Annotated in this window: 11 protein-coding genes; 7 read left to right on the top strand and 4 right to left on the bottom strand. The window is 64.8% G+C overall.

Annotated elements, in window-relative coordinates:
• Positions 1-10: 10 nt before the first annotated feature.
• Positions 11-13,030, bottom strand: a complete 13,020-nt coding sequence (locus tag GV819_RS15390; protein ID WP_161756914.1) for a non-ribosomal peptide synthetase — start codon at positions 13,028-13,030, stop codon at positions 11-13.
• Between the two features lie 373 nt (positions 13,031-13,403).
• Here GV819_RS15390 and GV819_RS15395 point away from each other — a divergent pair, with 373 nt between their 5' ends.
• Positions 13,404-13,952 (top strand): RNA polymerase factor sigma-70, encoded by a 549-nt coding sequence (locus GV819_RS15395; RefSeq protein WP_025127259.1) that lies wholly within the window; start codon positions 13,404-13,406, stop codon positions 13,950-13,952.
• Positions 13,953-14,005: 53 nt separating this feature from the next.
• Here the strand turns inward: GV819_RS15395 and GV819_RS15400 are convergent, their stop codons facing one another.
• The 3 genes from GV819_RS15400 to GV819_RS15410 all read right to left on the bottom strand — a co-directional run bounded on the left by GV819_RS15400 (position 14,006) and on the right by GV819_RS15410 (position 15,974).
• Positions 14,006-14,365 (bottom strand): pyoverdine biosynthesis protein, encoded by a 360-nt coding sequence (locus tag GV819_RS15400; protein ID WP_161756915.1) that lies wholly within the window; start codon positions 14,363-14,365, stop codon positions 14,006-14,008.
• Between the two features lie 94 nt (positions 14,366-14,459).
• Entirely contained in the window at positions 14,460-15,254 is a 795-nt protein-coding gene (locus tag GV819_RS15405; protein WP_161756916.1) for a substrate-binding periplasmic protein, read from the bottom strand.
• Between the two features lie 96 nt (positions 15,255-15,350).
• On the bottom strand, positions 15,351-15,974 hold the full coding sequence (locus tag GV819_RS15410; RefSeq protein ID WP_161756917.1) for a TetR/AcrR family transcriptional regulator: 624 nt from the start codon (positions 15,972-15,974) through the stop codon (positions 15,351-15,353).
• Positions 15,975-16,159: 185 nt separating this feature from the next.
• Between GV819_RS15410 and GV819_RS15415 the strand changes: the two genes are divergently transcribed.
• From GV819_RS15415 to GV819_RS15440, 6 genes are all read left to right on the top strand, one after another.
• Positions 16,160-17,950, top strand: coding sequence for an acyclic terpene utilization AtuA family protein (locus GV819_RS15415; RefSeq protein ID WP_161756918.1), 1,791 nt, complete (start codon positions 16,160-16,162; stop codon positions 17,948-17,950).
• Between the two features lie 9 nt (positions 17,951-17,959).
• Positions 17,960-18,829, top strand: a complete 870-nt coding sequence (locus GV819_RS15420) for an SDR family oxidoreductase (protein WP_161756919.1) — start codon at positions 17,960-17,962, stop codon at positions 18,827-18,829.
• 3 nt (positions 18,830-18,832) lie between these two features.
• Positions 18,833-20,449: a geranyl-CoA carboxylase subunit beta gene (gene atuC / locus GV819_RS15425; RefSeq protein WP_161756920.1), complete on the top strand. Its 1,617-nt coding sequence runs from the start codon at positions 18,833-18,835 to the stop codon at positions 20,447-20,449.
• 128 nt (positions 20,450-20,577) lie between these two features.
• Complete coding sequence (gene atuD, locus GV819_RS15430; RefSeq protein WP_161756921.1) at positions 20,578-21,735, top strand: citronellyl-CoA dehydrogenase; 1,158 nt, start codon at positions 20,578-20,580, stop codon at positions 21,733-21,735.
• Positions 21,735-22,529: an enoyl-CoA hydratase/isomerase family protein gene (locus tag GV819_RS15435; RefSeq protein WP_368668901.1), complete on the top strand. Its 795-nt coding sequence runs from the start codon at positions 21,735-21,737 to the stop codon at positions 22,527-22,529. The genes atuD and GV819_RS15435 overlap by 1 nt, the downstream gene beginning before the upstream one ends.
• A gap of 56 nt (positions 22,530-22,585) precedes the next feature.
• Complete coding sequence (locus GV819_RS15440) at positions 22,586-24,541, top strand: acetyl/propionyl/methylcrotonyl-CoA carboxylase subunit alpha (RefSeq protein ID WP_161756923.1); 1,956 nt, start codon at positions 22,586-22,588, stop codon at positions 24,539-24,541.
• The last annotated feature ends 19 nt before the right edge of the window (positions 24,542-24,560 follow it).

Consider the following 24,560-nt stretch of genomic DNA (forward strand, 5'->3'; position numbering starts at 1 on the left):
CCGCAAAAGCTTACAAGCCCTCCAACTCGGCCATCAGGTCGCTCAGCCGATCGACCTTCTCCTCGTTGATTTCATTGGCACCCAGGCCGTCGATGTAGGCGGCCAGTTCTTGCACCGTGCTGCATTCGAACATGGCCCGCAGCGGCACGTTGCGTTGCAGGGTCTTCTGCACCCGCGAGGCGATCTGCGTGGCTAGCAGGGAATGCCCGCCCAACTCGAAGAAGTTGTCGCGCACCCCCACTCGCTCGACCTTGAGCACCTCGGCCCAGATCTCCACCAGGGTCTGCTCCAGCTCGCTGCCCGGGGCTTGATAGTCCTCGCTCTGCAGTTGGCCGATCTCCAGCGCCGGCAGGGCCTTGCGGTCGAGCTTGCCGTTGGCGTTGAGCGGCAGGCGCTCCAGCCACAGCCAGTGCAGCGGCACCATGTACTCCGGCAGCTCGGCGCGCAGGCGCGGTTTGATCCGCTCCAGGCGCTCGCTCGGGCTCAGGCCCGAATCGCTGGCCACCAGGTAGCCGACCAAGTGCTTGCCGTTGGCACCTTCCTGCACACCGACGGCGGCATCGCGGATTTCCGGCTGTTCGTGCAGGCGCGCTTCGATCTCCCCCAGTTCGATGCGGTAGCCGCGGATCTTCACCTGATGGTCGATGCGGCCGACGTATTCCAGCACGCCATCGCTGCGCCGGCGTGCCAGGTCGCCGGTGCGGTACAGGCGTTCGCCCGCAGCACCGAACGGATGGGGCACGAAGGCAAGCGCGGTGCGCAATGGGTCGCTGACGTAGCCACGGCCGACACCGGTGCCGGCCACGCACAGCTCGCCGACGGCGCCCAGGGGCACCAGCTCCAGGGCCTCGTCCATCAGGTACAGCTGGTTGTTGTCGGTGGGCGTGCCGATCGGCAGGTAGGCGCCCCGGGTCGAGGCCATGTCCACCCGGAAGAAGGCCACGTCATCGGAACATTCGGCAGGGCCGTAAGCGTTGACCAGGCCGATCTGTGGATAACGCAGCAGCCACTGGTGCGCCAACTCCGGCGGCATGGCCTCGCCGGTGGGCAGCATCCAGCGCAGGCCATCGAGGGCAATCGCATCCTGGGCGAGCATGCCCTGGATCAGCGACGGCACGCTTTCCAGCACCGTGATGCCCTGCTCCTCGACGTGGGCCAGGAGGCCCTGGGGATCGTGAGCAATGGTGTTGGGCACGATGTCGACCCGGGCGCCGAACAGCGGCGCGGCAAGGAACTGCCAGACCGAAATGTCGAAGCTCTGGGAGGCGGTCTGGGCGATCACGTCGGTCTCGCTCAGTTGCAGGTACGGCACTTTGCTCAATTGGTTGTTGAGCATGCCACGCTGCTCCACCATCACGCCCTTGGGCAAGCCGGTGGAACCGGAGGTGTAGATCACGTAGGCGAGGTTGTCCGGGCTGCTGTAGCGGCCCGGGTTGCTCTCGGCATGCCCGGCGGCTTGCAGTTCTTCCCAGACCAGCAGTCGCGGCCGACCGGCGCAGCCGAATTCGTCCAGCAGGGCCTGGGCCTGTTCGCGACAGGCCGCGGTGCACACCAGCAGCGGCGTGCGGCTGAGCTCGATGATCCGGCCCAGGCGCTGGCCCGGCAGGCCCGGGTCCAGGGGCAGGTAGCCGGCCCCGGCCTTGAAGCTGCCGATGATCATGCCCAGCAGTTCCAGGCCGCGCTCGGCCAACAAGGCCACCGGCTGGTCGAAGCCCACGCCATTGGCGATCAAGGCATGCCCCAGGCGGTTGCTGCAGCGGTTCAATTCAGCGTAGCTGTAGCGCTGATCCAGGCAACTGGCGGCGATGCGTTGCGGGTGGGCCGCCACCTGGGCCTCGAACAGCTCCACGTAGCTGCGCTCCAGCGGGTACTCGTGCTCACTCTGGTTGCAGCCGGCCAGCAGGAAGTCCTGCTCTTCTTCACCCAGCAACGGCAGCTCGGCCATGTCGCCATGCAAACCTTGCATCAGCGCCAGCAACAGGCGCTTGAACTCGCCGAGCATGCGCTCGATGGTCGCCTGCTCGAAGTAGCGCTGGTCGTAGGACAGGTGCAGGCCCAGGTCATCCCCCGGGTAGCACACCGCGGTGATCGGGAAGTTGGTGTGGGTACGGCCGGAATCCGACGTGGCATTCAGGCTTTGCGCACGGTCCAGCACCGAGACTTCCACCGGCGCGTTCTCGAACACGAACAGGCTGTCGAACAGCGGCTGGCCCTTGGGCAGTTCGCTGGTTTCCTGGATCGCCACCAGCGGCAGGTACTCGTATTCACGCAGTTGCATGTTGCTGTCGAGCAAGCCGCTGAGCCACTGGCGCACGCTGCAGCGCTCACCGTCCTGGGGCAGTTTGACCCGCAGGGCGATGCTGTTGATGAACAGGCCGACGGTGCGTTGCATCTCCGGCATTGCCACCGGGCGCCCGGCCACAGTGACCCCGAACAATACGTCGCGATCACCGCTCAGGCGCCGCAGCACCAAGGCCCAGGCCGCCTGGGCGAAGGTGTTGATGGTCAGTTGATGCTGCTGCGCCAGCTCGCGCAGTTGCGCGCCATCCCGGGCATCGAGGCGGGTGTAGCAGTCACCGACGATCATCCCGCCGCTGTCACCGGCGTGTTCCCGCAGGAAAGGTCGGTCGCTGGGGATCGGCGTAGTGCGTTCAAAACCTTGAAGGTTCTGCCGCCACCACTGCCGCGCCTCCGACAGGCTCTGGTGCTGCAGCCAGCCGATGTAGTCGCGGTAACGCGGTGGCACCGACAGCTGGGCCTCACGGCCTTCGCCGAGGGCGGTGTAGATCTCGAAGAAGTCATTCATCAGCAGCGAACGGCACCAGGCATCGATGAGGATGTGGTGGTTGCTCATCATGAACCAGTAGCGCGCGGCGCCGACGCGGATCAAGCGCAGGTGGAACGGCGCCTGGTTGAGCAGATCGAAACCGGCTTCGCGCTCCTGCTGGTGCAGGGCTTGCAGTTTAGGTTCCTGCTCGGCCTCGGGCAGCGCGCTCCAGTCGAGGAACTCGATCGGGGTGCTGCCTGGTTTGTGGATAACTTGCAGCATGTCTTCGCCGATGTTCCAGCAGAAGGACGCGCGCAGTGCTTCATGACGGGCGACCACCGCTTGCCAGGCCTGAGCGAAACGCTGCGGGTCCAGCTCGCTGTTGATGCGGTAGCGGTCCTGCATGTAGTACAGGCCGGTGCCCGGTTCCAGCAGGGTGTGCAGCAGCATGCCCTCCTGCATCGGCGTCAGCGGGTAGACGTCCTCGATCTGCGCCGCCGGTACCGGCAGGCTGTCCAGCTGGGCCTGGGTCAGGGAGGCCAGAGGGAAGTCCGACGGCGTCAGGCCACCGGCATCGTCCTTCAGGCAATGGCCGATCAGGCTCTGCAGCTCGCCTAGGTAGGCCTCGGCCAGGTCGCCGATCAGCTCGGCGTCGAAACGCTCGGCGCTGTAGGTCCAGCGCAGCACCAGCTCGCCGCCATAGACCTGGCTGTCGATGCTCAGTTCGTTGGGCAATGGTGCTTCAGGTGCATGAGCCGGGCCGACGGATTCATCCAGCGGCCGCAGCAGTGCATCGGCGCCGAAGCTCTGGTCGAACTGCCCCAGGTAGTTGAAAGTCACCGGCGCCGGCGGCAGGGCCGCCAGGGCCTCGCGGCAGCTTTCATCCGCCAGGTAGCGCAGCACGCCATAACCCAGGCCTTTGTGCGGCACGGCGCGCAATTGTTCCTTGATGGCCTTGATCGAGGCGCCCTGCCCGGCCGCTTCTTCTACTTGCAACGGGGTCAGGCGCAACGGATAGGCGCTGGTGAACCAGCCCACGGTGCGGGTCAGGTCGATCTCGTCGAACAGCGCTTCGCGGCCGTGGCCTTCCAGTTGCACCAGCGCCGAAGGCTGCCCGCTCCAGCGGCACAGCACGCGGGCCAGGGCGGTCAGCAGCAGGTCGTTGACCTGGGTGCGATAAGCCACTGGCGCCTGTTGCAGCAGCTGTCGGGTGCGCTCGGCATCCAAGGTCACGCTGTGGGTTTTCGCATGCTGGTGTTGCTGGCCGCCGCTGGCGTTCAACCCCGGCAGTTGCGCGACCGGACCCGCCAGTTGCTGCTGCCACCAGTCCAGCTCCTCGCGCAGGGATTCGCTGCCGGCATAGGCTTGCAGGCGGCTCGACCAATCGCGCAGGGCGCTGGTCTTGGCCGGCAGACGCAGGGCCTGTGCCGACTCCAGTTGGCGGTAAGCGTTCTGCAGATCTTCCAGCAGCACCCGCCAGGACACCCCATCCACCACCAGGTGGTGAATGGCAATCAGCAAGCGTTGCTGGCCCTCCGGACCGTCCACCAGCACCGCGCGCAGCAGCGGGCCGTGTTCCAAGTCGAGGCTGCGCTGGGCATCGGCGAACAGCGATGCGCAGGTGTCCATGGACGGCACCCGCACTTGCCACAGCAACGGTGCGTCGGACAGCGGCAGGTATTCGGCGTGCCACTGGCCTTGAACCTGATTGAAGCGCAGGCGCAGGGCGTCGTGCTGCTCCACCACTGCCAACAGCGCCTGCTCCAGGCGTTGGGCATCCAGCACGCCCACCGGCTCCAGCAGCAACGCCTGGTTCCAATGTTGCGGCTGGGGAATGGCGCTGTCGAAGAACCAATGCTGGATCGGCGTCAGCGGCGCTTCGCCACTGAGCAGGCCCTGCTCGGCAGTGATGCGCTGGCTATGGCTGGCCACCCGAGCCAGGCTCTGCACGGTCTGGTGCTGGAACAGGTCGCGCGGAGTGAAGTGAATCCCCAGCTGACGGGCGCGGCTGACCACCTGGATCGACAGGATCGAGTCGCCGCCCAGTTCAAAGAAGTTGTCGTTGAGGCCCACCTGCTGCACGTTCAGCACTTCGCCCCAGACCCTAGCCAGGGTCTGCTCCAGTTCGTTACTCGGGGCCACGTACTGCTGGCGATTGAGCTCCGGATCGGGCAGCGGCAAGGCGCGACGGTCGAGTTTGCCGTTGGCGGTCAGCGGCATGCTGCCGAGCAGTATCAGGTGAGTCGGCACCATGTAGTCCGGCAGCTGGGTTTTCAGCTGCTGCTTGAGGGCTTCACGCAGGTTGGCCTGCTGCACCTCATTCTGCTCGGCGACATCACTGACCAGGTAAGCGGCCAGCTGTTTGCCGGCCGGCGTGTCCAAGGCCAGCACTACGGCTTCACGCACCGATGGATGATCCAGCAGGCGGGTTTCGATTTCCCCCAGCTCGATGCGGAAACCGCGGATCTTCACCTGATGGTCGACCCGGCCGATGTACTCCACCTGGCCGTCGGCGCACTGGCGCACCAGGTCGCCGGTGCGGTACAGGCGCCCGCCATTGGTGGCGAACGGGTCGGCGACGAAACGTTCGGCGCTCATCCCCGGACGACGGTGGTAACCCTGGGCCAGGCCGGCACCGCCGACATACAGCTCACCCGTCGCGCCTTGCGGCACCAGGGCCAGATCGGCGTCGAGAATGTAAGCCACACGTGCGCCGACGATGCTGCCGATCGGCACGCTGGCCACGCCTTCAGCCAGTTGCTCCGGCGCCAGGCTGGCCAAGGGCATGACCACGGTTTCGGTGGGGCCGTAGGCGTTGAAGAACAGGCTCGGCTGGAAGGCCGCGCGGATGCGTTGCAGGTGTTCACCGGTCAGGGCTTCACCACCGGTGATGCACATGCGCACCGGCAGGGTCTGCTGTTGCGTTGCCAAGTGCTGGGCCAGTTGGCTGCCGTAGCTGGGGGTGAAACCGAGAATGCTGATGCGGTGCTGACGGATCAGCTGGCAGATTTCCTCGGCATCCCACTGGCCTTGGGCCCGCAGTACCACTTGCGCACCGCTGAGCAGCGGCACCAGCAAGCGCTCGGTGGCGGCGTCGAAGTTGATCGAATAGAAGTGCAGTTCGCAATCGTCCGGGCGCATGCCGAAACGGCGGATCACCGCCTGGCAGTGCATGGCGATTTCACCGTGGGACACCACCACGCCCTTGGGCTGGCCGGTGGAACCGGAGGTGTAGATCAGGTACGCCTGATGCTGGGGCAGGCTGATGAACGGCAGCTCGCTGGCCGGGTAGTCGGCCAGCAACGCGCCGTCCTCTTCCAGGCACCAACGACCGACACCGGCCGGCAGCTCGCCGAGGGCTTCGAACATCCGCGTATCGCTGAGCAGCAGGCCGATGCCGCTGTCTTCGATCATGTAGTGCAGGCGGTCCAGGGGGTATTCCGGGTCCAGCGGCACGTAGGCACCACCGGCCTTGAGGATCGCCAGCAGGCCGACGACCATTTCCAGGGAACGCTCCAGGGCCAGGCCGACCCGCACCTGCGGGCCCACGCCGCGCTCGCGGAGCATCCAGGCCAGGCGATTGGCACGGCTGTCCAGCTCGCTGTAGCTCAGGGTCTGCCCGGCGAAGGTCAGGGCCGGCGCGTCCTGGCGCGCCAGGGCCTGCTCGCTGAACAGGTGGTGGATGCACTGGTCCAGGCGTTGCTCGCCGGGCTCGACACTCAAGCTGTCCAGCAGGTGCTGCTGTTCCTCGGCCTGCAGCAGCGGCAACTCGCACAGGCGCCGTTGCGGATCGCTGAGCAAGGCTTGCAGCAGGTTGCGCCAATGGACAGCCATGCGCGCAATGCGTGGCTCGTCGAACAGGTCGGTGCTGTAGGTCAGGCAGCAACCCAGGCGATGGTCCAGGTCGGTGACTTCCAGGTTGAGGTCGAACTTGGTGGCCCGGGCATCGTTGACCAGGTATTCCACGGTCATCCCAGCCAGCTGCCGGCTTTGCTGGAACTCCCAGCGCTGGACGTTGCACATCACCTGGAACAGCGGGTTGTAGGCGGCGCTACGCGGTGGTTGCAACGCTTCCACCAGGTGGTCGAACGGCAGGTCCTGGTGCGACTGGCCCTCGATCACCGTGTGGCGCACCTGCTCCAGCAACTGGCCGACGCTCATCTGCCCGTCGAGCTGGCAACGCAGCACCTGGGTGTTGAGGAAGGCGCCGATCAGCCCTTCGCTTTCCGGACGGATACGGTTGGCCACCGGCGCGCCGATGCGCAGGTCGGTCTGGCCGCTGTAGCGGTACAGCAGCACCGACAGCGCGGCGGTCATGGTCATGAACAGGGTCAAGCCATGCTCGGCGTTGAACGCGCGCACCCGAGCCGCCAGTTCATCGCTCAGATCGAAACGGTACAGCTCGCCCTGGTGGCTTTGCACCGGCGGCCGTGGCCGGTCGCTGGGCAGTTCCAGCAACGGGTGCTCGCGGCCCAGTTGCCCGGTCCAGTAATCCAGCTGGCGCTGGCGCTCGCCGGACTCCAGCCACTGGCGCTGCCAGACGCTGTAGTCCAGGTACTGCACCGGCAGCGGTTGCAGGGGCGATTCGCGGTCGTCGAGGAAGGCTTCATACAACGCGCCCAACTCGCGGGCGAAGATGTCCATGGCCCAGCCTTCGGTAACGATGTGGTGCAGGGTCAGGACGAAGTAGTGTTCCTGCTCGCCGGCCTTGACCAGGCAGGCACGCAGCAGCGGGCCGGTCTCCAGGTCGAAGGGCTGGTGCGCCTCGCTGTCCGCCAGTTGTTGCAGGCGGGTCTGGCGGGCCTCTGGCGACAGCGCCGAGAAGTCTTTCCAGGCCATGCGCAGCCCGGTGTCGGGATGCACCCGCTGCTGGGCCACGCCATTGACGCTGGGGAAGGTGCTGCGCAGGGTTTCATGGCGCATGATCAACGCCTGCAACGCCGCTTCGAAACGGCCCACATCCAGCACGCCGCTCAAACGCGCCATGCCGCCGACGTTGTAGGCCGGGCTGTCCGGCTCCATCTGCCAGAGGAACCACATGCGCTGCTGAGAATAGGACAACGGCACCGGTTGGCTGCGGTCGACCAGGGCAATCGGTGGCTGTTGGTTACGCTCACCGGACGCCTGGATCAGCCGCACCTGTTCGGCGAAGGCCCCCAGTTCGCTGGCCTCGAACAACGCCCGCAGCGGCAGCTCGACATCACAGGCCTGGCGGGTACGGGAAATGATCTGGGTGGCCAGCAGCGAGTGGCCGCCGAGGGCGAAGAAATCATCCTTGAGGCCGATCCGTGGCTGGCCCAGCACCTCGCGCCAGATGGCCGCGATCTGCTGCTCCAGCTCGGTGCTCGGCTCGATGTGCTCGCGCACCTGCCATTGCGGCTCGGGCAGTGCCCGGCGATCCAGCTTGCCACTGGGGCTCAGGGGCATGGCATCCAGGCGCACCAGTTGCGCCGGCACCATGTATTCCGGCAACTCGGCAGCCAGGGCGGTTTTCAGGCGCTGGTTCTGTGCCTCTTGCTCCTCGTCATCGGCACTCGGCGTGTAGTAGCCGATCAGTTGCGCGCCGGCCACGGTCTGCCGTACCTGGACCGCAGCCTGGGCCACACCGTCCTGGGCCAGCAAGCGTGCTTCGATTTCCTGCGGCTCGACACGAAAGCCCCGCAGCTTGACCTGTTGGTCTAGACGCCCGAGGTACTCCAGGGCGCCATCGGCGCACCAGCGCACACGGTCGCCGGTGCGGTACAGGCGGGCGCCCTCCGCGCTCAGCGGGTCAACGACAAAACGCTCGGCGGTCATGCCTGGGCGGCCCAGGTAACCCCGGGCCAGGCCCAGGCCGCTGATGCACAGCTCGCCGGGAACGCCGGCCGGCAGCGGGTTGAGCTCGGCGTCGAGCACCCGGCACACCACGTTGCCCAATGGCCGGCCGATAGGCGAACGCTCGCCGTCCTCCGTGGCGCACTGCCAGTGGGTGACGTTGATCGCGGTTTCGGTCGGGCCATAGCGGTTGTGCAACCGGGCGTTGGGCAACTGTTCCAGCACCCGGTTGCGCAGCTCGGCGGGCAAGGCTTCGCCACCGGAGAATACCCGGCGCAGGCTGTGGCACTCGGCGCTCAATGGCTCATCAACGAACAGCTGCAACAGCGGCGGCACGAAGTGCAGCGTGGTCACGCCGTATTCCTGTACCAGTTGCGCGATGCGATGAGGATCGCGGTGCTCACCGGGGGCCGCGATCAGCAAGCGGCAGCCGGTGATCAGGGGCCAGAAGCACTCCCACACCGATACGTCGAAACTGATCGGAGCCTTCTGCATCAGCACATCATCGGCTTGCAACTGGTAGCTGCCTTGCATCCACTGCAAACGTTCCACCAGGGCGCTGTGGGTGTTGCCCACGCCCTTGGGCTGGCCGGTGGAACCGGAGGTGTAGATCACATAGGCCAGGTTGTCGCCATGCAGGTGCAGGCCCGGCGCGTGGCTTGGCCAGCTGTCGAGGTTGAGGCTGTCCATGGCGATGGCGCTGACGCCTTCGGCCTGGGGCATCTGCTGCAGCAAGTGGGTCTGGGTCAACAGCAGTTGCACGCCGCTGTCGCTGAGCATGTAGGCCAGGCGTTCGGCCGGGTAATCCGGGTCCAGCGGCACGTAGGCGCCGCCGGCCTTGATGATCGCCAGCAGGCCGATCAGCAATTGCGGCGAGCGCTCGGCAGCGATGGCTACGCACACGTCCGGGCCGACGCCCTTGTCCCGCAGGTAATGGGCCAGGCGGTTGGCCTCGGCATGCAGTTGGGCAAAGCTCAACTGGCCGCCGTCCCAGATCAGCGCGGTGCGCTCCGGGGTCTGGCGCAGTTGTTCGTGGAGCAACTCCGGCAGCCAGTGTTCGGCAACCGCGCACGGCGCCACGCCCCACTGCTGCAGTTGTGCGGTTTCGGCCTTGGCCAGCAACGGCAGATCGCCCAGGGCGCTGTCCGGCTGTTGGCTGACATGCTCCAGCAGGCTGACAAAGTGCTGGGTCAGACGCTCGATGGTGCTGGCGTCGAACAATTCGTTGGCGTAGTCGAAGGCCAGGCTCAAGCGGCCATTGCGGTCTTCGTCGCTGTGCAGTTGCAGATCGAACTTGGCTTCGCGGCTGTGCCACGGCAACTCTTCGGCCAACAGCCCGGGCAGGCGGCGCAAGGCGCTCAGGTCGCGCTGCTGGTGGTTGAACATGACCTGGAACAGGCCCTGCTCCCGAGCCTCGGGGAAGGCTTCGAGCAGTTGTTCGAACGGCAGGTCCTGATGGGCCTGGGCCTCCAGCGCGCAGCGCCGGGTCTGTTGCAGCAGGTCGGCGAACGACTGGCGCGAGTCCAGTTGGCCGCGCAGTACCTGGGTGTTGATGAAAAAACCCAGCAAGCCCTGGGTTTCCAGGCGCGGACGGTTGGCGTTGGGCACACCGATGCGGATATCGGTCTGCCCGCTGTAGCGGTGCAACAGGGTCTGGAAGGCCGCCAGCAACAGCATGAACGGCGTCGCCTGCTGGGCCTGGGCCGCCTGGCAGATCGCCGCGCTGAGGGTCGCGCTCAAACGCAGGCTGTGGCGCGCAGCGCTGTGCTGGGTCTGCGCGGAACGTGGGTGATCGGTGGCCAGGCTCAATACCGGCGCTTCGTCAGCCAGTTGCTGCTTCCAGTAGTCCAGCTGGCGCGCACCTTCACCCTGGGCCAGCCACTGGCGCTGCCAACTGCCGTAGTCGGCGTATTGCAGGGTCAGCGGCGCCAGCTGCAGAGGCTGGCCCTGGGCAGCTGCGGCGTACAGGCGTGAGAACTCGTCGATCAGCACATTCAGCGACCAGCCGTCGGCGATGATGTGGTGCAAGGTCAGCAGCAGTTGATGCTCTTCGTCGTCCAGGCGCACCAGGGTCGCCCAATACAGCGGGCCTTGCTCCAGGTCGAACACAGTGCGGGCTTCATCCTCGCGGATCTGCCGCGCCCGGGCTTCGCGCTCGGCCGCTGGCAGGTCGCCGAGGTCGATCACTTGCAGATTGAATTCGGCGGCCGGCTCGACCTGTTGCAGGGCCTGCCCATCGCGCTCGAAGAAGCGCGTGCGCAGCGCCTCATGGCGCTGGATCAGTTGCTGGAAGCTCGCACGCAGGGCCTCTTCATCCAGCTCGCCGCGCAGGCGCAGGCCGCCGGGAATGTTGTAGGCGCTGCTGTGTGGGTCCAGTTGCCAGGTGATCCACAGGCGGTTCTGCGCCAGGGATTGCGGCAGCGGCTGCTGGCGCGACAAGGCCTGGATACTGCCTTGGGCCACGCCGCCATCTTGCTGCTGGCGCGCCACTTCGGCGGCAAAGGCCGCCAGGGTCGGCGCTTCGAACAACAGGCGCAGGCCCAGCTCCAGGCCCAATTCTTCGCGCAAGCGCGCCATCACCTGGGTCGCGGCGATGGAGTTGCCGCCCAGGAGGAAGAAGTGATCGTCGGCCACCACCGCAGCGCATTGCAGTTGTTCCTGCCAGATGCGGGCGATCAGGCCCTGTAGTTCGTCGCCGGAGGCTTCATCGGTGCCAGCGGTTTCGCTGGCCGATGCATCCGGGAACAGTGCGTAGTAATCCAGGCTGCCATCCGCCAGGCGCGTACGGCAGGCGGAACGCTGCAACTTGCCGCTGGAGGTTTTCGGCAAGGCCCCGGGGTTGAGCAAGACCACCACGCTCGGCGCTTCCTGGCAGGCTTCGGCCACGGCTTGGCGGATCGCCTTGATCAGCGCTTCGGGGGGCAGGATCTTCTGCACGCTGCGGCTGATTTCCGCGGCGATGCCAATGCCTTCCTGGCCCTGGTCGCTGACCGCGAAGGCTGCTACGCGGCCCTTGCGCACCACTTCCACTTCGCGCTCGATGGTCTTTTCGATGTCCTGGGGATACAGGTTGTGCCCGCGCACGATCAGCAGGTCTTTCAGGCGGCCAGTGATGAACAGCTCGCCATCGCGCAAGAAGCCCAGATCGCCGGTGCGCAGCCAGGTGCGGCCGGCGTGCTGGACGAAGGTCTTGGCCGTGGCTTCGGGGTTGCGCCAGTAGCCGTGGGCGATACTCGGCCCAGTGGCCCAGACTTCGCCGATGTGGTTGTCAGGCAATTCGCTCAGTTGCTGCGGGTCCATCAGCAGCACTGCGTGTTCCGGCTGGCTGAAGCCGCAGCTCATCATGGCACTGCCCGACCCCGGCTCGGCACGGTGCTGCGCCAGGGCCTGGTCGTCCAGGTGCAGGGCCGCAATGCCCTGGCCACGCACGCCACCGGCAACGAACAAGGTGGCTTCCGCCAAGCCATAGGAGGCCAGGAAATTGTCGGCACTGAAACCGCAGGCGCCGAACTTCTCGGCAAAGCGTTGCAGGGTATCGAGGCGGATCGGCTCGGAACCGGAATAGGCCACGCGCCAGCGGCTCAGGTCGAGACGCTCCAGGGCCGACTCGCTGACCCGCTCGCTGCACAGGCGGTAGGCGAAGTCCGGGCCGCCGCTGATGGTGCCGCCGTATTCGCTGATAGCTTCCAGCCAGCGCAGTGGCCGGGCGAGGAAGTAGGCCGGCGACATCAGCACGCAGGGCACGCCACTGAAGATCGGTTGCAGCAGGCCGCCAATCAGGCCCATGTCGTGGTACAGCGGTAGCCAGCTGACGATCACGTCGTCCGGATTGAGATCGATGCCGAAGCCGCGGCGGATCAGCAGTTCGTTGGCCACCAGGTTGCCGTGGCTGACCTGTACGCCCTTGGGCAAGGCAGTGGAGCCGGAGGTGTACTGCAGGAAGGCAATGTCGTCGGCTTGCAGGTCAACGGCTTTCCAGCCTTCGGCCAGCCCGGCCTCCAGAGTATCCACGCACAGCAGTTGCGGCGCGCCCTCGGCCTTGAGTTCGTCCATCTGCAACAGCGAGTCCCGTAACCCGGCGCTGGTCAGCAGCAAGCGCGGCTCGGCGTCGGCCATGATCGAGATCAACCGCTCCTGGTGATGGCGCCGGGTGGATTCCGGCGGATAGGCCGGCACCGCGATCACCCCGGCGTACAGGCAGCCAAAAAACGCCGCGACGTAATCCGGGCCACTGGGGAACAGCAGTACCGCGCGATCACCCAATGCGGCATTGGCCTGCAAGGCGGCGGCAATGCTCTGCGCGCGAAGGTCCAGGTCCCGATAACTCAGCACCACGCTCTGATCCTGCTCTTCGGCAAGAAAGCGCAAGGCCACTTGATCAGGGGTCTGGGCCGCCCGGCGTTGCAGGGCTTGGGCCAGGGTGCTGGGGAGTTCGAACGCGTCCGTCATGGGGTTTCCTGCCAGGAGAGTGCATGCAATGGAGATCGGGCCCTGCTCTGCCATAACTTTTATAACTATCGATAAATCAAATAGTTATAAGAAAATCATGGGCATCCGGAAGGCGCCGCGGCCGGGGCTGCTGCCCGGAATCTTTCTCCAATGAGAACGGATGACATCTTGAAATAATTAGTCCGCATCCTGCCTGGGAGGCCCTGATCCAGCCCCTGAACGAGCAGCCGTTCTCAATCTTCACCAACCGAGAGGATTAGTTCTTTTTCTCAATTGACAATCATTATCATTCAGCCTAATTTGTCGCTCGATGTGTAGGACCGGTCGGATTTTTCTGACGTCCCACTTACCTCTTTGCTACAAGGTGATTTCCATGACGGAACAAGTATCCACAAGCAGGTGCGATTCACCGTTACTCCAGGCTTTTGTCGACAACCGTCTGATCCTGGTCAAGATCGCAGCCCGTATTACCGGCTGCCGATCCCGGGCTGAAGATGTGGTTCAAGATGCGTTTTTCCGCCTGCAATCGGCGCCGCAAATCACCTCCTCGTTCAAGGCCCAGCTCAGCTACCTGTTCCAGATCGTGCGCAACCTGGCCATCGACCACTATCGCAAGCAGGCGCTGGAGCAGAAGTATTCAGGCACTGAAGAGGAAGGCTTGAATGTGGTCATTCATGGCGCGTCACCTGAAACCTCGCACATGAACTTCTCCACCCTGGAAAACATCGCCGACGCGCTGACCGAATTGCCCAGCCGCACGCGCTATGCCTTCGAGATGTATCGCCTGCATGGCGTCCCGCAAAAGGACATTGCCAAGGAGCTCGGAGTCTCGCCGACCCTGGTGAACTTCATGATTCGCGATGCCCTGGTGCACTGCCGCAAAGTCTCGGGCAACCGCCCCGATACCTTCGCCCGTCGCTGACCCGCGACCGGCGCCGAGCCAAGGCGCCGTGCAACACCCGGCTTGGGCAGTGTTCACACCTCAAGCAGGCCACTCTGGCCAAGTACCAGCAACGCCGCACGCTTGTGCAACAGATCGAATTCCTGCTGACAGTACCGACAACGGTCATGTGCAGCACAGACCGGTGTGTGGGCGAACGCCGGGGGCCGTTCAGCTCCCGGTTGATCCAGGTACAGCGCATGCACCTGTGCCGATAACCAGAACGCCAACCGGTCCTGCCGGGCCGTTTCAGCCGCCTGGGGATCGCTCGCCGCTGGCCCCAGGCCCCCGGCGCGCAATGCCTCGAACAGCACCTGCCGGGCGGCGATCGCATCGATCCCCGCAGCCGCGCCCTTAGGCATGGCGTCAACACTCAGCGGATTCACAAGGGACATGGCAGGGCTCACTGTCAGTTGGGCATTCAACCAAGTGACGTGGGCCGCCGAAGGAAATTTAGCCCGGCGCGAACCGGGCTCGGTGAACAGGCGCTCAGGCGCGGGGTACGGGCATCACGGTAATCCGGTAGGGATCGAAGATCTTCTGCATCTGGCCGTTGTCCCGCAGCTTTTGCAAAATCCCGGCAAAGTCCGCCGCCGTGATGGGCGCCTTGGGCCGGATCAGCGTGTAGTGGTGATAGACCTGATCGATACGTTCAGACACCAGCAGTTGGTCGGTGTTCTCGACGTTGCGGGCGAGGAAGTCGCTGAGGTAGGAGCGGGTCACCAGGGCAATATCCGCCCTGCCCCGCAGGACCATCAGCAGGTTGCTGTCGTGGGAATAGGTCAGCGTGGCGTTGTAGGTGTCGGCGAGGTATTTGGGGTCGGCATTGAACTGGGCGAAGGCGTAGTGGTAACCGCTGAACAGCGCCAGGCGCTTGCCCGTCAGCTCGGCGAAGTACTCCTGGCCGCGTTCAGGCTCGCGCTGGGCGACGAAAATCTCTGCATCCTCCAGCCCCATGTCAACGCTGGTGTGGGCAATATCCTGCCACCCCCAGGCGGGGTTTTCGAAGATCGCCAGGTCCACCCGGCCTTGCTCGAAATCACGGAAACGCCGGGGAATCGAAGTCGGCACCAGGACGAACTGGTAATCGCTCTGGGACTGGTTGAGGGCTTCCACCAGTTGCGGCAGCAAACCGGTGTCGGCGCCGGTTTCCGGGCGTACGGTATAGGGCGGAAAATGCGCCGCCGCGACCCGCACCAACTGCGCCGATGAAGCCGGACAAAGCCACAGTGTTGCCAGAGTCAGCAAGAGCATTCGCAAGGCCGACCGCAGCGGCAAGGACATCAAGGCAACACACCTCGGATAAAAGAAAAGTAATGCCATAACGCTAGGCGCATTCCGCCACTTCGACAATGTTGCGGCACAGAATTAGTCGGTGTCTCAATGATCCTTGAGCACCAACAACAAAGCCTCTTGCGCCAACTGCTCCAGGGTCAGGCTACCCTGCGCACGGAACCAGGTGGTGGTCCAGGACAGGGCACCGGTCAGAAAACGCCGCGTGATGAACACATCGCCCTTGATGAACCCGGCATCCTTGGCCTCTCCCAGCACCTGCAGCCAGATCTGCTCGTAGATATCGCGCAGCGCCAGCACTGCGGCCTGCCCTTCCGCGGACAGCGAGCGCCACTCATAGACCAGTACCGCCATGGCTTCGCCGCTGCCGCCCATGATCGATTGCAGTTCGCAGCGGATCAGCGCCAGCACCCGCTCGCGCACGCTGCCGGCCTCGGCCAGTTCGGCGCGCATCAAGGCGGTGTTGTAGTGGATGGTTTCCTGCATCACCGCCCGCAGGATGTCGTCCTTGCTCTTGAAGTGATGAAAGATGCTGCCGGATTGAATGCCCACCGCACCGGCCAGGTCACGCACCGTGGTGCGCTCGTAACCCTTGTTGCGAAACAGGTGCGCCGCCGTCTGCAGCAGCTTGCCCCGGGCGCTCTCGGGATCGGTCATTTGCCCGCTGGCGATCAGCTCGCGTACTACCTGCAAGGCTTTTTGCTCGTCCACCGGTGTTCTCCTACATTCACTTCATCAAGAGCCAGCGTACTCCGGCAACACCGGCCGTGGCGCGCGCAATTTAAGCTCCTCGGGATCACCAAGCAAGCGCTTGACTAGAAGAATCCATCCGCCCATTTACAAACCAAGCGCTTGCTTGGTAGCCTCCTCGCAGTTCTTTCTTCGAGAGCCCTGTCATGACCAAGACTGTACGAATCGGCTGCGCCAGCGCCTTCTGGGGCGACACCAGCAGCGCCGCCGGGCAACTGGTGGAAGGTGGCCGCCTGGATTACCTGGTGTTCGACTACCTCGCCGAGATCACCCTGTCGATCATGGCCGGGGCCCGTATGAAGGACCCGGCGGCGGGCTACGCCACGGATTTCGTCGAGGTGCTCAAACCACTGCTGGCCTCGATTCATCAACAGAGCATCCGGGTTATCAGCAACGCCGGCGGGGTCAATCCGCAGGCCTGTGCCAGTGCGCTGCGGGCCGCCTGCGAGCAGGCCGGGGTACCACTGAAGATCGCCGTGTTGCTGGGGGACGACCTGCAACCGCAGTTCAAGCAACTGGGCAGCGCCGGAATCAAGGAAATGTTCAGCGGCGCGCCGCTGCCGCCGATGTGCGCCTCCACCAACGCCTACCTCGGCGCTCCCGGTATCGTCGAAGCCCTGCGCCTGGGCGCGGACATCGTGATCACCGGACGCGGCGTCGACAGCGCAGTGGTCAGCGCCGCCCTGGTGCACGAGTTCGCCTGGTCCTGGCAGGACTACGATCGCCTGGCCCAGGCCGCCTTGGCCGGGCACATCATCGAGTGCGGGGCCCAATGCACCGGCGGCAATTTCACCGACTGGCGCGAAGTGCCGGACTACGAACACATCGGCTTTCCCATCGTGGAAGTCGACAGCGATGGCCAGTTCGTGGTCAGCAAGCCCCCCGGCACCGGCGGGCTGGTGAGCACGCTGACGGTTGGCGAACAACTGCTGTACGAAATAGGCAATCCAAGGGCTTACCTGCTTCCAGATGTTGTGTGCGATTTTTCCCAGGTGCAGCTGCATCAGCGGGCACCGGATGCAGTCAGCGTCCGTGGCGCCAAAGGCCTGCCTCCCAGCCACCAGTACAAGGTCAGCGCCACCTACCCGGACGGCTTTCGCTGCACCGCCAGTTGCCTGATGGCCGGGATTGATGCGGTGGCCAAGGCGCGCCGGGTCAGCCAGGCGATCATCGACAAGACCAGCGAGATGTTCGCCCAACGCGGTTGGGGGCCCTACAGCGAAGTGAATATCGAGCTGTTGGGCAGCGAGGCCACCTACGGCCCTCACGGCCAGCGCCAGGACAGCCGCGAAGTGGTGATCAAACTGGCGGTGCGCCATCCGAACAAAGCCGCCCTGGTGCTGTTTTCCCGGGAGATCGCCCAAGCTGCCACCGGCATGGCCCCAGGGCTGACCGGGATCGTCGGCGGACGGCCGACGGTGTATCCGGTGATTCGACTGTTCTCCTTCCTGCTGGATAAAGACGCTTGCCAACTGGCGATCGATTTTGCCGGCCAGCGCCATCCTTGTGCCCTGCCCGAGGTGGACCGCCTGGACTCCAGCGCCCTGCCCGCCCCGCATCCGCTGCCCACGCCCCAAGGCCGCGCCGATGCCAGCGTGCCCCTGGTCAAGCTGGCGGTGGCACGCTCCGGGGACAAGGGCAATCACAGCAATATCGGTGTGCTCGCGCGCCATCCCGACTACCTGCCATGGATCGCCGAAGCCCTGACCCCCGAGGTGCTGGTGGACTGGATGGGCCATGTGCTCGACCCGGTCCAGGGCCGGGTACAGCGCTGGTACCTGCCAGGCACCCACAGCCTCAACTTCCTGCTGGAAAACGCCCTGGGCGGTGGCGGTGTCGCCAGCCTGCGCATCGACCCGCAAGGCAAAGCCTTCGCCCAGCAGTTGCTGGAAATCCAGATTCCGGTGCCCCAGCGCATCGCCGACGCCGTCAATTAAGGAGCTGCCGTGGTGTACGAGTCGATTTTCAAAGCCCAACTATTCGTCGGCCAGACCATCATCGTCACCGGCGGCGGCAGCGGCATTGGCCGTTGCACCGCCCACGAACTGGCGGCGCTGGGGGCTCACGTGCTGCTGGTGGGCCGCAAGGCGGAAAAACTGCAGAAGGTCGCCGGCGAGATCACCGAGGACGGCGGCAAGGCCGACTGGCAGGCCTGTGACATTCGCGACGAGGAGGCGGTCAAGGCCCTGGTGGGCCAGTTGATCGCCAGCCACGGAGCGATTCACGGCTTGGTGAACAATGCCGGCGGCCAGTATCCGGCAGCGCTGGCCTCGATCAATCAGAAAGGCTTTGAAACCGTGTTGCGCACCAACCTGGTGGGTGGCTTCCTGATGGCCCGGGAAGTGTTCAACCAGTCCATGAGCAAGCATGGCGGGAGCATCGTCAACATGCTCGCCGACATGTGGGGCGGCATGCCCGGCATGGGTCACTCCGGCGCGGCGCGTTCAGGCATGGACAACTTCACCAAGACCGCCGCCTATGAATGGGGCCACGCCGGGGTCCGGGTGAATGCCGTGGCGCCGGGCTGGATCGCCTCCAGCGGCATGGACACCTACGAAGGCGCATTCAAGGCGGTGATTCCAACCTTGCGCGAGCACGTGCCGCTCAAGCGCATTGGCACCGAGTCGGAAGTCAGCGCAGCGATTGTCTTTCTGCTCAGCCCTGGCGCCGCCTTTGTCAGCGGCAGCACCTTGCGCATCGACGGCGCCGCCAGCCTTGGCAGTCGTGCCTGGCCCCTGGGCAAGGCGCGCAACAGTGAGTCGTACAACGGCTTTCACCGTGCCTATCTGCCAGACGTACTCAAGGGCGAGGACTAAGCCATGCCGCTGATCCACTCCCAACTCGACCCCCACAGCCCGCAGTTCGCACAGAACCGCGCGGCCATGCTGGTGGGCCTGCAACAGTTGCAAGGCCTGCAGCAGAACCTGCTGGACAAGGCCGCCGAGGTCAAGGCCAAGTTCGACCAGCGCGGCCAATTGCTGCCCCGGGAACGCCTCAACCTGCTGCTGGACCCGGGGGCGCCGTTTCTTGAACTGGCCAGCCTCGCCGGCTACAAGCTGCATGACGACAAGGACGGCAGCCAAGCCGGCGGTGGCCTGATCGCCGGCATCGGCTACGTCTGCGGGGTGCGCATGCTGGTGGTGGCCAACAACAGTGCGATCAAGGGCGGGACCATTTCCCCCAGCGGCTTGAAGAAGTCCCTGCGCCTGCAACAGATCGCCATGGAGAACAAACTGCCGGTGGTGACCCTGGCGGAAAGCGGTGGCGCCAACCTCAACTACGCGGCAGAGATCTTCGTCGAAGGCGCACGCAGCTTCGCCAATCAGGCGCGGATGTCGGCCATGGGCTTGCCGCAGATCACTGTGGTCCATGGCTCGGCCACTGCCGGTGGCGCCTACCAGCCCGGCCTGTCGGACTACGTGGTGGTGGTGCGCGGCAAGGCCAAGCTGTTTCTCGCCGGGCCGCCGCTGCTCAAGGCTGCCACCGGTGAGGTGGCCACCGACGAAGAGCTGGGGGGTGCCGAGATGCACGCCCAGATCGCCGGCACCGCCGAGTACCTGGCGGAAAATGACGCCGACGGCATCCGCATTGTTCGCGAAATCGTTGGCCTGCTGCCGTGGAACGCCCTGCTGCCGGTGCCACCTTCCAGGACCTGGAATGAGCCGCTGTACCCCATCGAAGAACTGCTGGGGCTGATTCCCGAAGATCCGAAAAAACCCTATGACGCCCGGGAAATCGTCGCCCGCCTGGCGGATGGCTCGCAGTTCCTGGAGTTCAAGGGCGAGTTCGACTCACAGACCCTCTGCGGCCAGCTGCAGATCCAGGGTCGGCCCTGCGGCTTCATCGGCAACAACGGACCGATCACGCCCCAGGGTGCGAGCAAGGCGGCGCAGTTCATCCAGCTGTGTGACCAGAGCCGCACGCCGCTGCTGTTCTTCCACAACACCACCGGTTTCATGGTCGGCACCGAGTCCGAGCAGCAAGGGGTGATCAAGCACGGGGCGAAGCTGATCCAGGCGGTGGCCAATGCCCGAGTGCCCAAGCTGACCATCGTCGTCGGCGGCTCCTATGGCGCCGGCAACTATGCAATGTGCGGCCGCGGCCTGGACCCGCGCTTCATCTTTGCCTGGCCCAACAGCCGCACCGCAGTGATGGGCGGCGCCCAGGCCGGCAAGGTGCTGCGTATTGTCACCGAGGCCAAGCATGCGAAGAACGGCCAGGAAGCCGACCCGAAGATGCTCGACATGCTGGAGCAGGTCACCGCGCAGAAACTCGACAGCCAGTCCACCGCCTTGTACGGCAGCGCCAACCTGTGGGACGACGGCCTGATCGATCCGCGGGATACCCGGACCCTGCTCGGCTATCTGCTGGATATCTGCCATGAGGCAGAGGTGCGGACCTTGCAACCCAACAGCTTCGGCGTGGCACGCTTTTAACCGCGCGATCAAGCGCAGGTGCCCTTCCGGTCGCCGCAGGACCTTGTCGTGCAAACGCAGCCCAAGCCTTCGGCAGCGGCTAGCAATGGAATTTCGCGGTGTGAGCCAACTTGAGGAGAACAACAACAATGATCTTCACCCAGGAACACGAAGAACTGCGGCGCACAGTGCGCAATTTTGTCGACCGCGAGATCAATCCCCACGTCGATGAGTGGGAAAAGGCCGGGCGTTTTCCCATTCACGACATCTTCCGCAAGGCCGGCGAGCTGGGGCTGCTGGGCATCTCCAAACCGGAAAAATTCGGTGGCATGGGCCTGGATTACAGCTACTCCATCGTTGCTGCCGAAGAGTTCGGCACCATCCATTGCGGCGGCATCCCGATGTCCATCGGCGTGCAGACCGACATGTGCACCCCGGCCCTGGCGCGCTTCGGCTCCGATGAGCTGCGCGACGAGTTCCTGCGCCCGGCCATCAGCGGCGAGCAGGTGGGCTGCATCGGCGTCTCCGAGGTCGGTGCCGGTTCCGATGTCGCCGGGCTCAAGACCCATGCGCGCAAGGACGGCGACGACTACGTGATCAACGGCAGCAAGATGTGGATCACCAACTCCCCCAGCGCCGACTTCATCTGCCTGCTGGCCAACACCTCGGAGGACAAGCCCCACGTCAACAAGTCGTTGATCATGGTGCCGATGAATAGCCCCGGGATCAGCCTCAGCTCGCACCTGGACAAGCTCGGCATGCGCAGCTCGGAAACCGCCCAGGTGTTTTTCGACAACGTGCGGGTGCCCCAGCGCAACCGCATCGGCCATGAAGGCGCCGGTTTCATGATGCAGATGCTGCAGTTCCAGGAAGAGCGGCTGTTTGGCGCGGCGAACATGCTCAAGGGCCTGGAATACTGCGTCGACAGCACCATCGAATACTGCAAGGAACGCCGGACCTTCGGCAGCCCGCTGATCGACAACCAGGTGATCCATTTTCGCCTGGCCGAACTGTCCACCGAGATCGAATGCCTGCGGGCTCTGGTCTATCAAGCCACCGAGCAGTACGTGCGCGGCCAGGACGTGACCCGCCTGGCGTCCATGGCCAAGCTCAAGGCTGGGCGCCTGGGCCGCGAGGTCAGCGACAGCTGCCTGCAATACTGGGGCGGCATGGGCTTCATGTGGGACAACCCGGTGGCACGGGCCTACCGCGACGTGCGCCTGGTGTCGATTGGCGGCGGTGCCGACGAGATCATGCTGGGGATCATCTGCAAACTCATGGGCATCCTGCCGGGGAAGAAAAAATGATCACCCTGCCCTCCTGCGAAACTCTGCTGCTGAAACCGGCTGGCGGCGTCCTGCATATCACCCTCAACCGCCCTGAAAGCCGCAACGCCATGAGCTTGCAGATGGTCGCCGAACTGCGTGCAGTGCTCGCCGCGGTACGCGACCAGCAGCACCTGCGCGTGCTGGTGATCAGTGGCAGCGACGGGCACTTCTGCGCAGGCGGCGATATCAAGGACATGGCCGGTGCCCGGGCCCATGGCAGCAGCGCCTTTCGCCAGTTGAACCGGGCTTTCGGCACGCTGCTGGAAGAAGCACAACGGATGCCCCAGACACTGATCTGTGTGCTTCAGGGCGCGGTCCTGGGCGGCGGTTTCGGCTTGGCCTGCGTCAGCGATATCGCGATTGCCGAGGCCCAGGCGCAGTTCGGCCTGCCGGAAACCAGCCTCGGCCTGCTGCCGGCGCAGATCGCTCCGTTCGTGGTCCGGCGCATCGGCCTGACCCAGGCCCGGCGCCTGGCCCTGACCGCCGCGCGCTTCGACGGCAGCGAGGCCGAGCACCTGGGTCTGGTGCACTTTGTCGAGCATGGCACGCAGGCTCTGGAACAACGTTTGCAGCAACAAGTCGCCTTGGTGCTGCGCTGCGCGCCGGGAGCCAATGCCGCCACCAAGGCCATGCTCCTGGCCAGTGTCGACCAGCCCCTGGGGCCCTTGCTCGATCAGGCGGCAGAAGACTTTGCCAATGCCGTCAGCAGTGAGGAAGGCATCGAGGGGACCCTGGCATTCGTGCAAAAACGCAAACCGGCCTGGGCCAACTGAAGCCTGTCAGCTGCGAATACGCGAGCCGCTATCACACCGCTTTCTGGGAGCCACCGATGCCCGCCTTCAACAAGATCCTCATCGCCAACCGTGGCGAAATCGCCTGTCGGATCCAGCGCACCGCCCAGGCCCTGGGCTATCGCACCGTCGCAGTGTTCAGTGACGCCGACGCCGCTGCCCTGCATGTGCAAATGGCTGACGAAGCCGTGTATATCGGCCCCTCGGCGGTGCAGCAGTCCTACCTCAACAGCGCGGCAATCCTTGAGGCGGCCCGGCGCAGCGGTGCCGATGCGATCCACCCGGGTTATGGCTTTCTTTCAGAAAACGCCGAGTTCGCCGCAGCCTGTGAAAACGCCGGCTTGGTGTTCATCGGTCCTAGCGCCGCCGCCATCGAGTTGATGGGCAGCAAGCGCCGTTCGAAAATCGCCATGCTCGAAGCCGGCGTGCCCTGCATCCAGGGCTATCAGGGCGAAGCACAGGACGACCTCACCCTGCAACGCGAAGCCCTGCGCATCGGCTATCCGCTGATGATCAAGGCCAGCGCCGGTGGCGGTGGACGCGGCATGCGCCTGGTGCAGCAGCCAGAGCAGTTGCTGGAGCAGATCCGTACCGCGCGCTCCGAAGCCCTGCATGCGTTCGGCAGCGACGAGCTGATTCTGGAGCAGGCTCTGATCGAGCCACGGCACGTGGAAATGCAGGTGTTCGGCGACCAGCAGGGTCAGTTGATCTACCTGGGTGAACGGGATTGCTCGATCCAGCGCCGGCATCAGAAGGTCATCGAGGAAGCACCCTGCCCAGTGATGACCGAGGCGCTGCGTCGAGCCATGGGCGAAGCCGCCCTGAAGGCCGGGCGCGCGGTGAACTATGTCGGCGCCGGCACCGTGGAGTTTCTGCTGGACGCCCGCGGGCAGTTCTATTTCCTGGAGATGAACACCCGCTTGCAGGTGGAGCACCCAGTCACCGAGTTGATCACCGGCCTGGACCTGGTTGCCCTGCAACTGCAAGTGGCTGCCGGCGAGCCTCTGCCCCTGACCCAGGAGCAGGTGGTGCTCAACGGCCACGCCATCGAGGTGCGACTCTACGCCGAAGACCCGGCGCAGAACTTCCTGCCGCAGACCGGCCAGGTCCTGCGCTGGGAGCCTGCACCGGGGATACGCGTCGATCATGGCCTGCTGGAAGGCCAGTGGATCAGCCCCTTCTACGACCCGATGCTGGGCAAATTGATTGCCTACGGCGCGACTCGCGAAGAGGCGCGGCGCAAGCTGTTGCGCGGGGTCGAGGATTGCGTGCTGCTGGGGCTCGAAAGCAATCGCCGGTTGCTGGCCAATCTGCTCCGGCACTCGCTGTTCGCTAGCGGCCAATTCAGCACGGCCTTCATCGCCGAGCATTTTGCCCAGGACCCAAGCCTGCAGCCCCAAGTGCCCAGCAGTGAAGAACTGGCGATTGCCACTGCGCTGTTCTATCACCACAGTGCAAGCGCACACAGCTCTGCGCTGAGTACCTGGCGCAACCACGCCAGCGTGCCCTTGGGCTACCGCCTCGGACTGCATGACAGCCAATGGGCGCTGGAACTGACGGCGCTGGCATCGGGCGTGGTACAGGTGCGACAGGCGCAGGAACAGTTCGAGCTCAAGGTACACAGTGCCGATGGTCGCCGGGCAACCTTGGAGATCGACGGTATTCGCCGTCATTACCCCTATCATCTGCAGGACGGGGAACTCTGGCTGAGCTGCGCCGGCGGCAGCCTGCACCTGCAGGATCGCACCCATGCACCGGTCAAGAGTCAGTTGGGAGCTCACTCGGGCACCCTCAAGGCGCCCATGGATGGGGCTATCGTCGATGTGCTGGTGAGTGAAGGCATGAGCGTCAGCAAAGGCCAACTGTTGCTGGTGCTGGAGGCGATGAAGATGGAGCACCCACTCAAGGCCGGGATCGACGGGGTGATCACCCGGGTCCAGGTCAACCTTGGTGACCAGGTGAAAAACCGGCAGATTCTCGTGGAAGTGGAATAAGTCGGCGGCGCCTTCTATA

Origin of the sequence: Pseudomonas sp. Fl5BN2 (assembly GCF_009908205.1) — a bacterium.
In the GTDB taxonomy this organism is placed as follows: Bacteria; Pseudomonadota; Gammaproteobacteria; order Pseudomonadales; family Pseudomonadaceae; genus Aquipseudomonas.

Coding starts and splice junctions, on each gene's coding strand:
- GV819_RS15390 (WP_161756914.1), bottom strand. CDS start 13,030: ATGACGGACGCGTTCGAACTCCCCAGCACCCTGGCCCAAGCCCTGCAA.
- GV819_RS15395 (WP_025127259.1), top strand. CDS start 13,404: ATGACGGAACAAGTATCCACAAGCAGGTGCGATTCACCGTTACTCCAG.
- GV819_RS15400 (WP_161756915.1), bottom strand. CDS start 14,365: ATGTCCCTTGTGAATCCGCTGAGTGTTGACGCCATGCCTAAGGGCGCG.
- GV819_RS15405 (WP_161756916.1), bottom strand. CDS start 15,254: ATGTCCTTGCCGCTGCGGTCGGCCTTGCGAATGCTCTTGCTGACTCTG.
- GV819_RS15415 (WP_161756918.1), top strand. CDS start 16,160: ATGACCAAGACTGTACGAATCGGCTGCGCCAGCGCCTTCTGGGGCGAC.
- atuC (WP_161756920.1), top strand. CDS start 18,833: ATGCCGCTGATCCACTCCCAACTCGACCCCCACAGCCCGCAGTTCGCA.
- atuD (WP_161756921.1), top strand. CDS start 20,578: ATGATCTTCACCCAGGAACACGAAGAACTGCGGCGCACAGTGCGCAAT.
- GV819_RS15440 (WP_161756923.1), top strand. CDS start 22,586: ATGCCCGCCTTCAACAAGATCCTCATCGCCAACCGTGGCGAAATCGCC.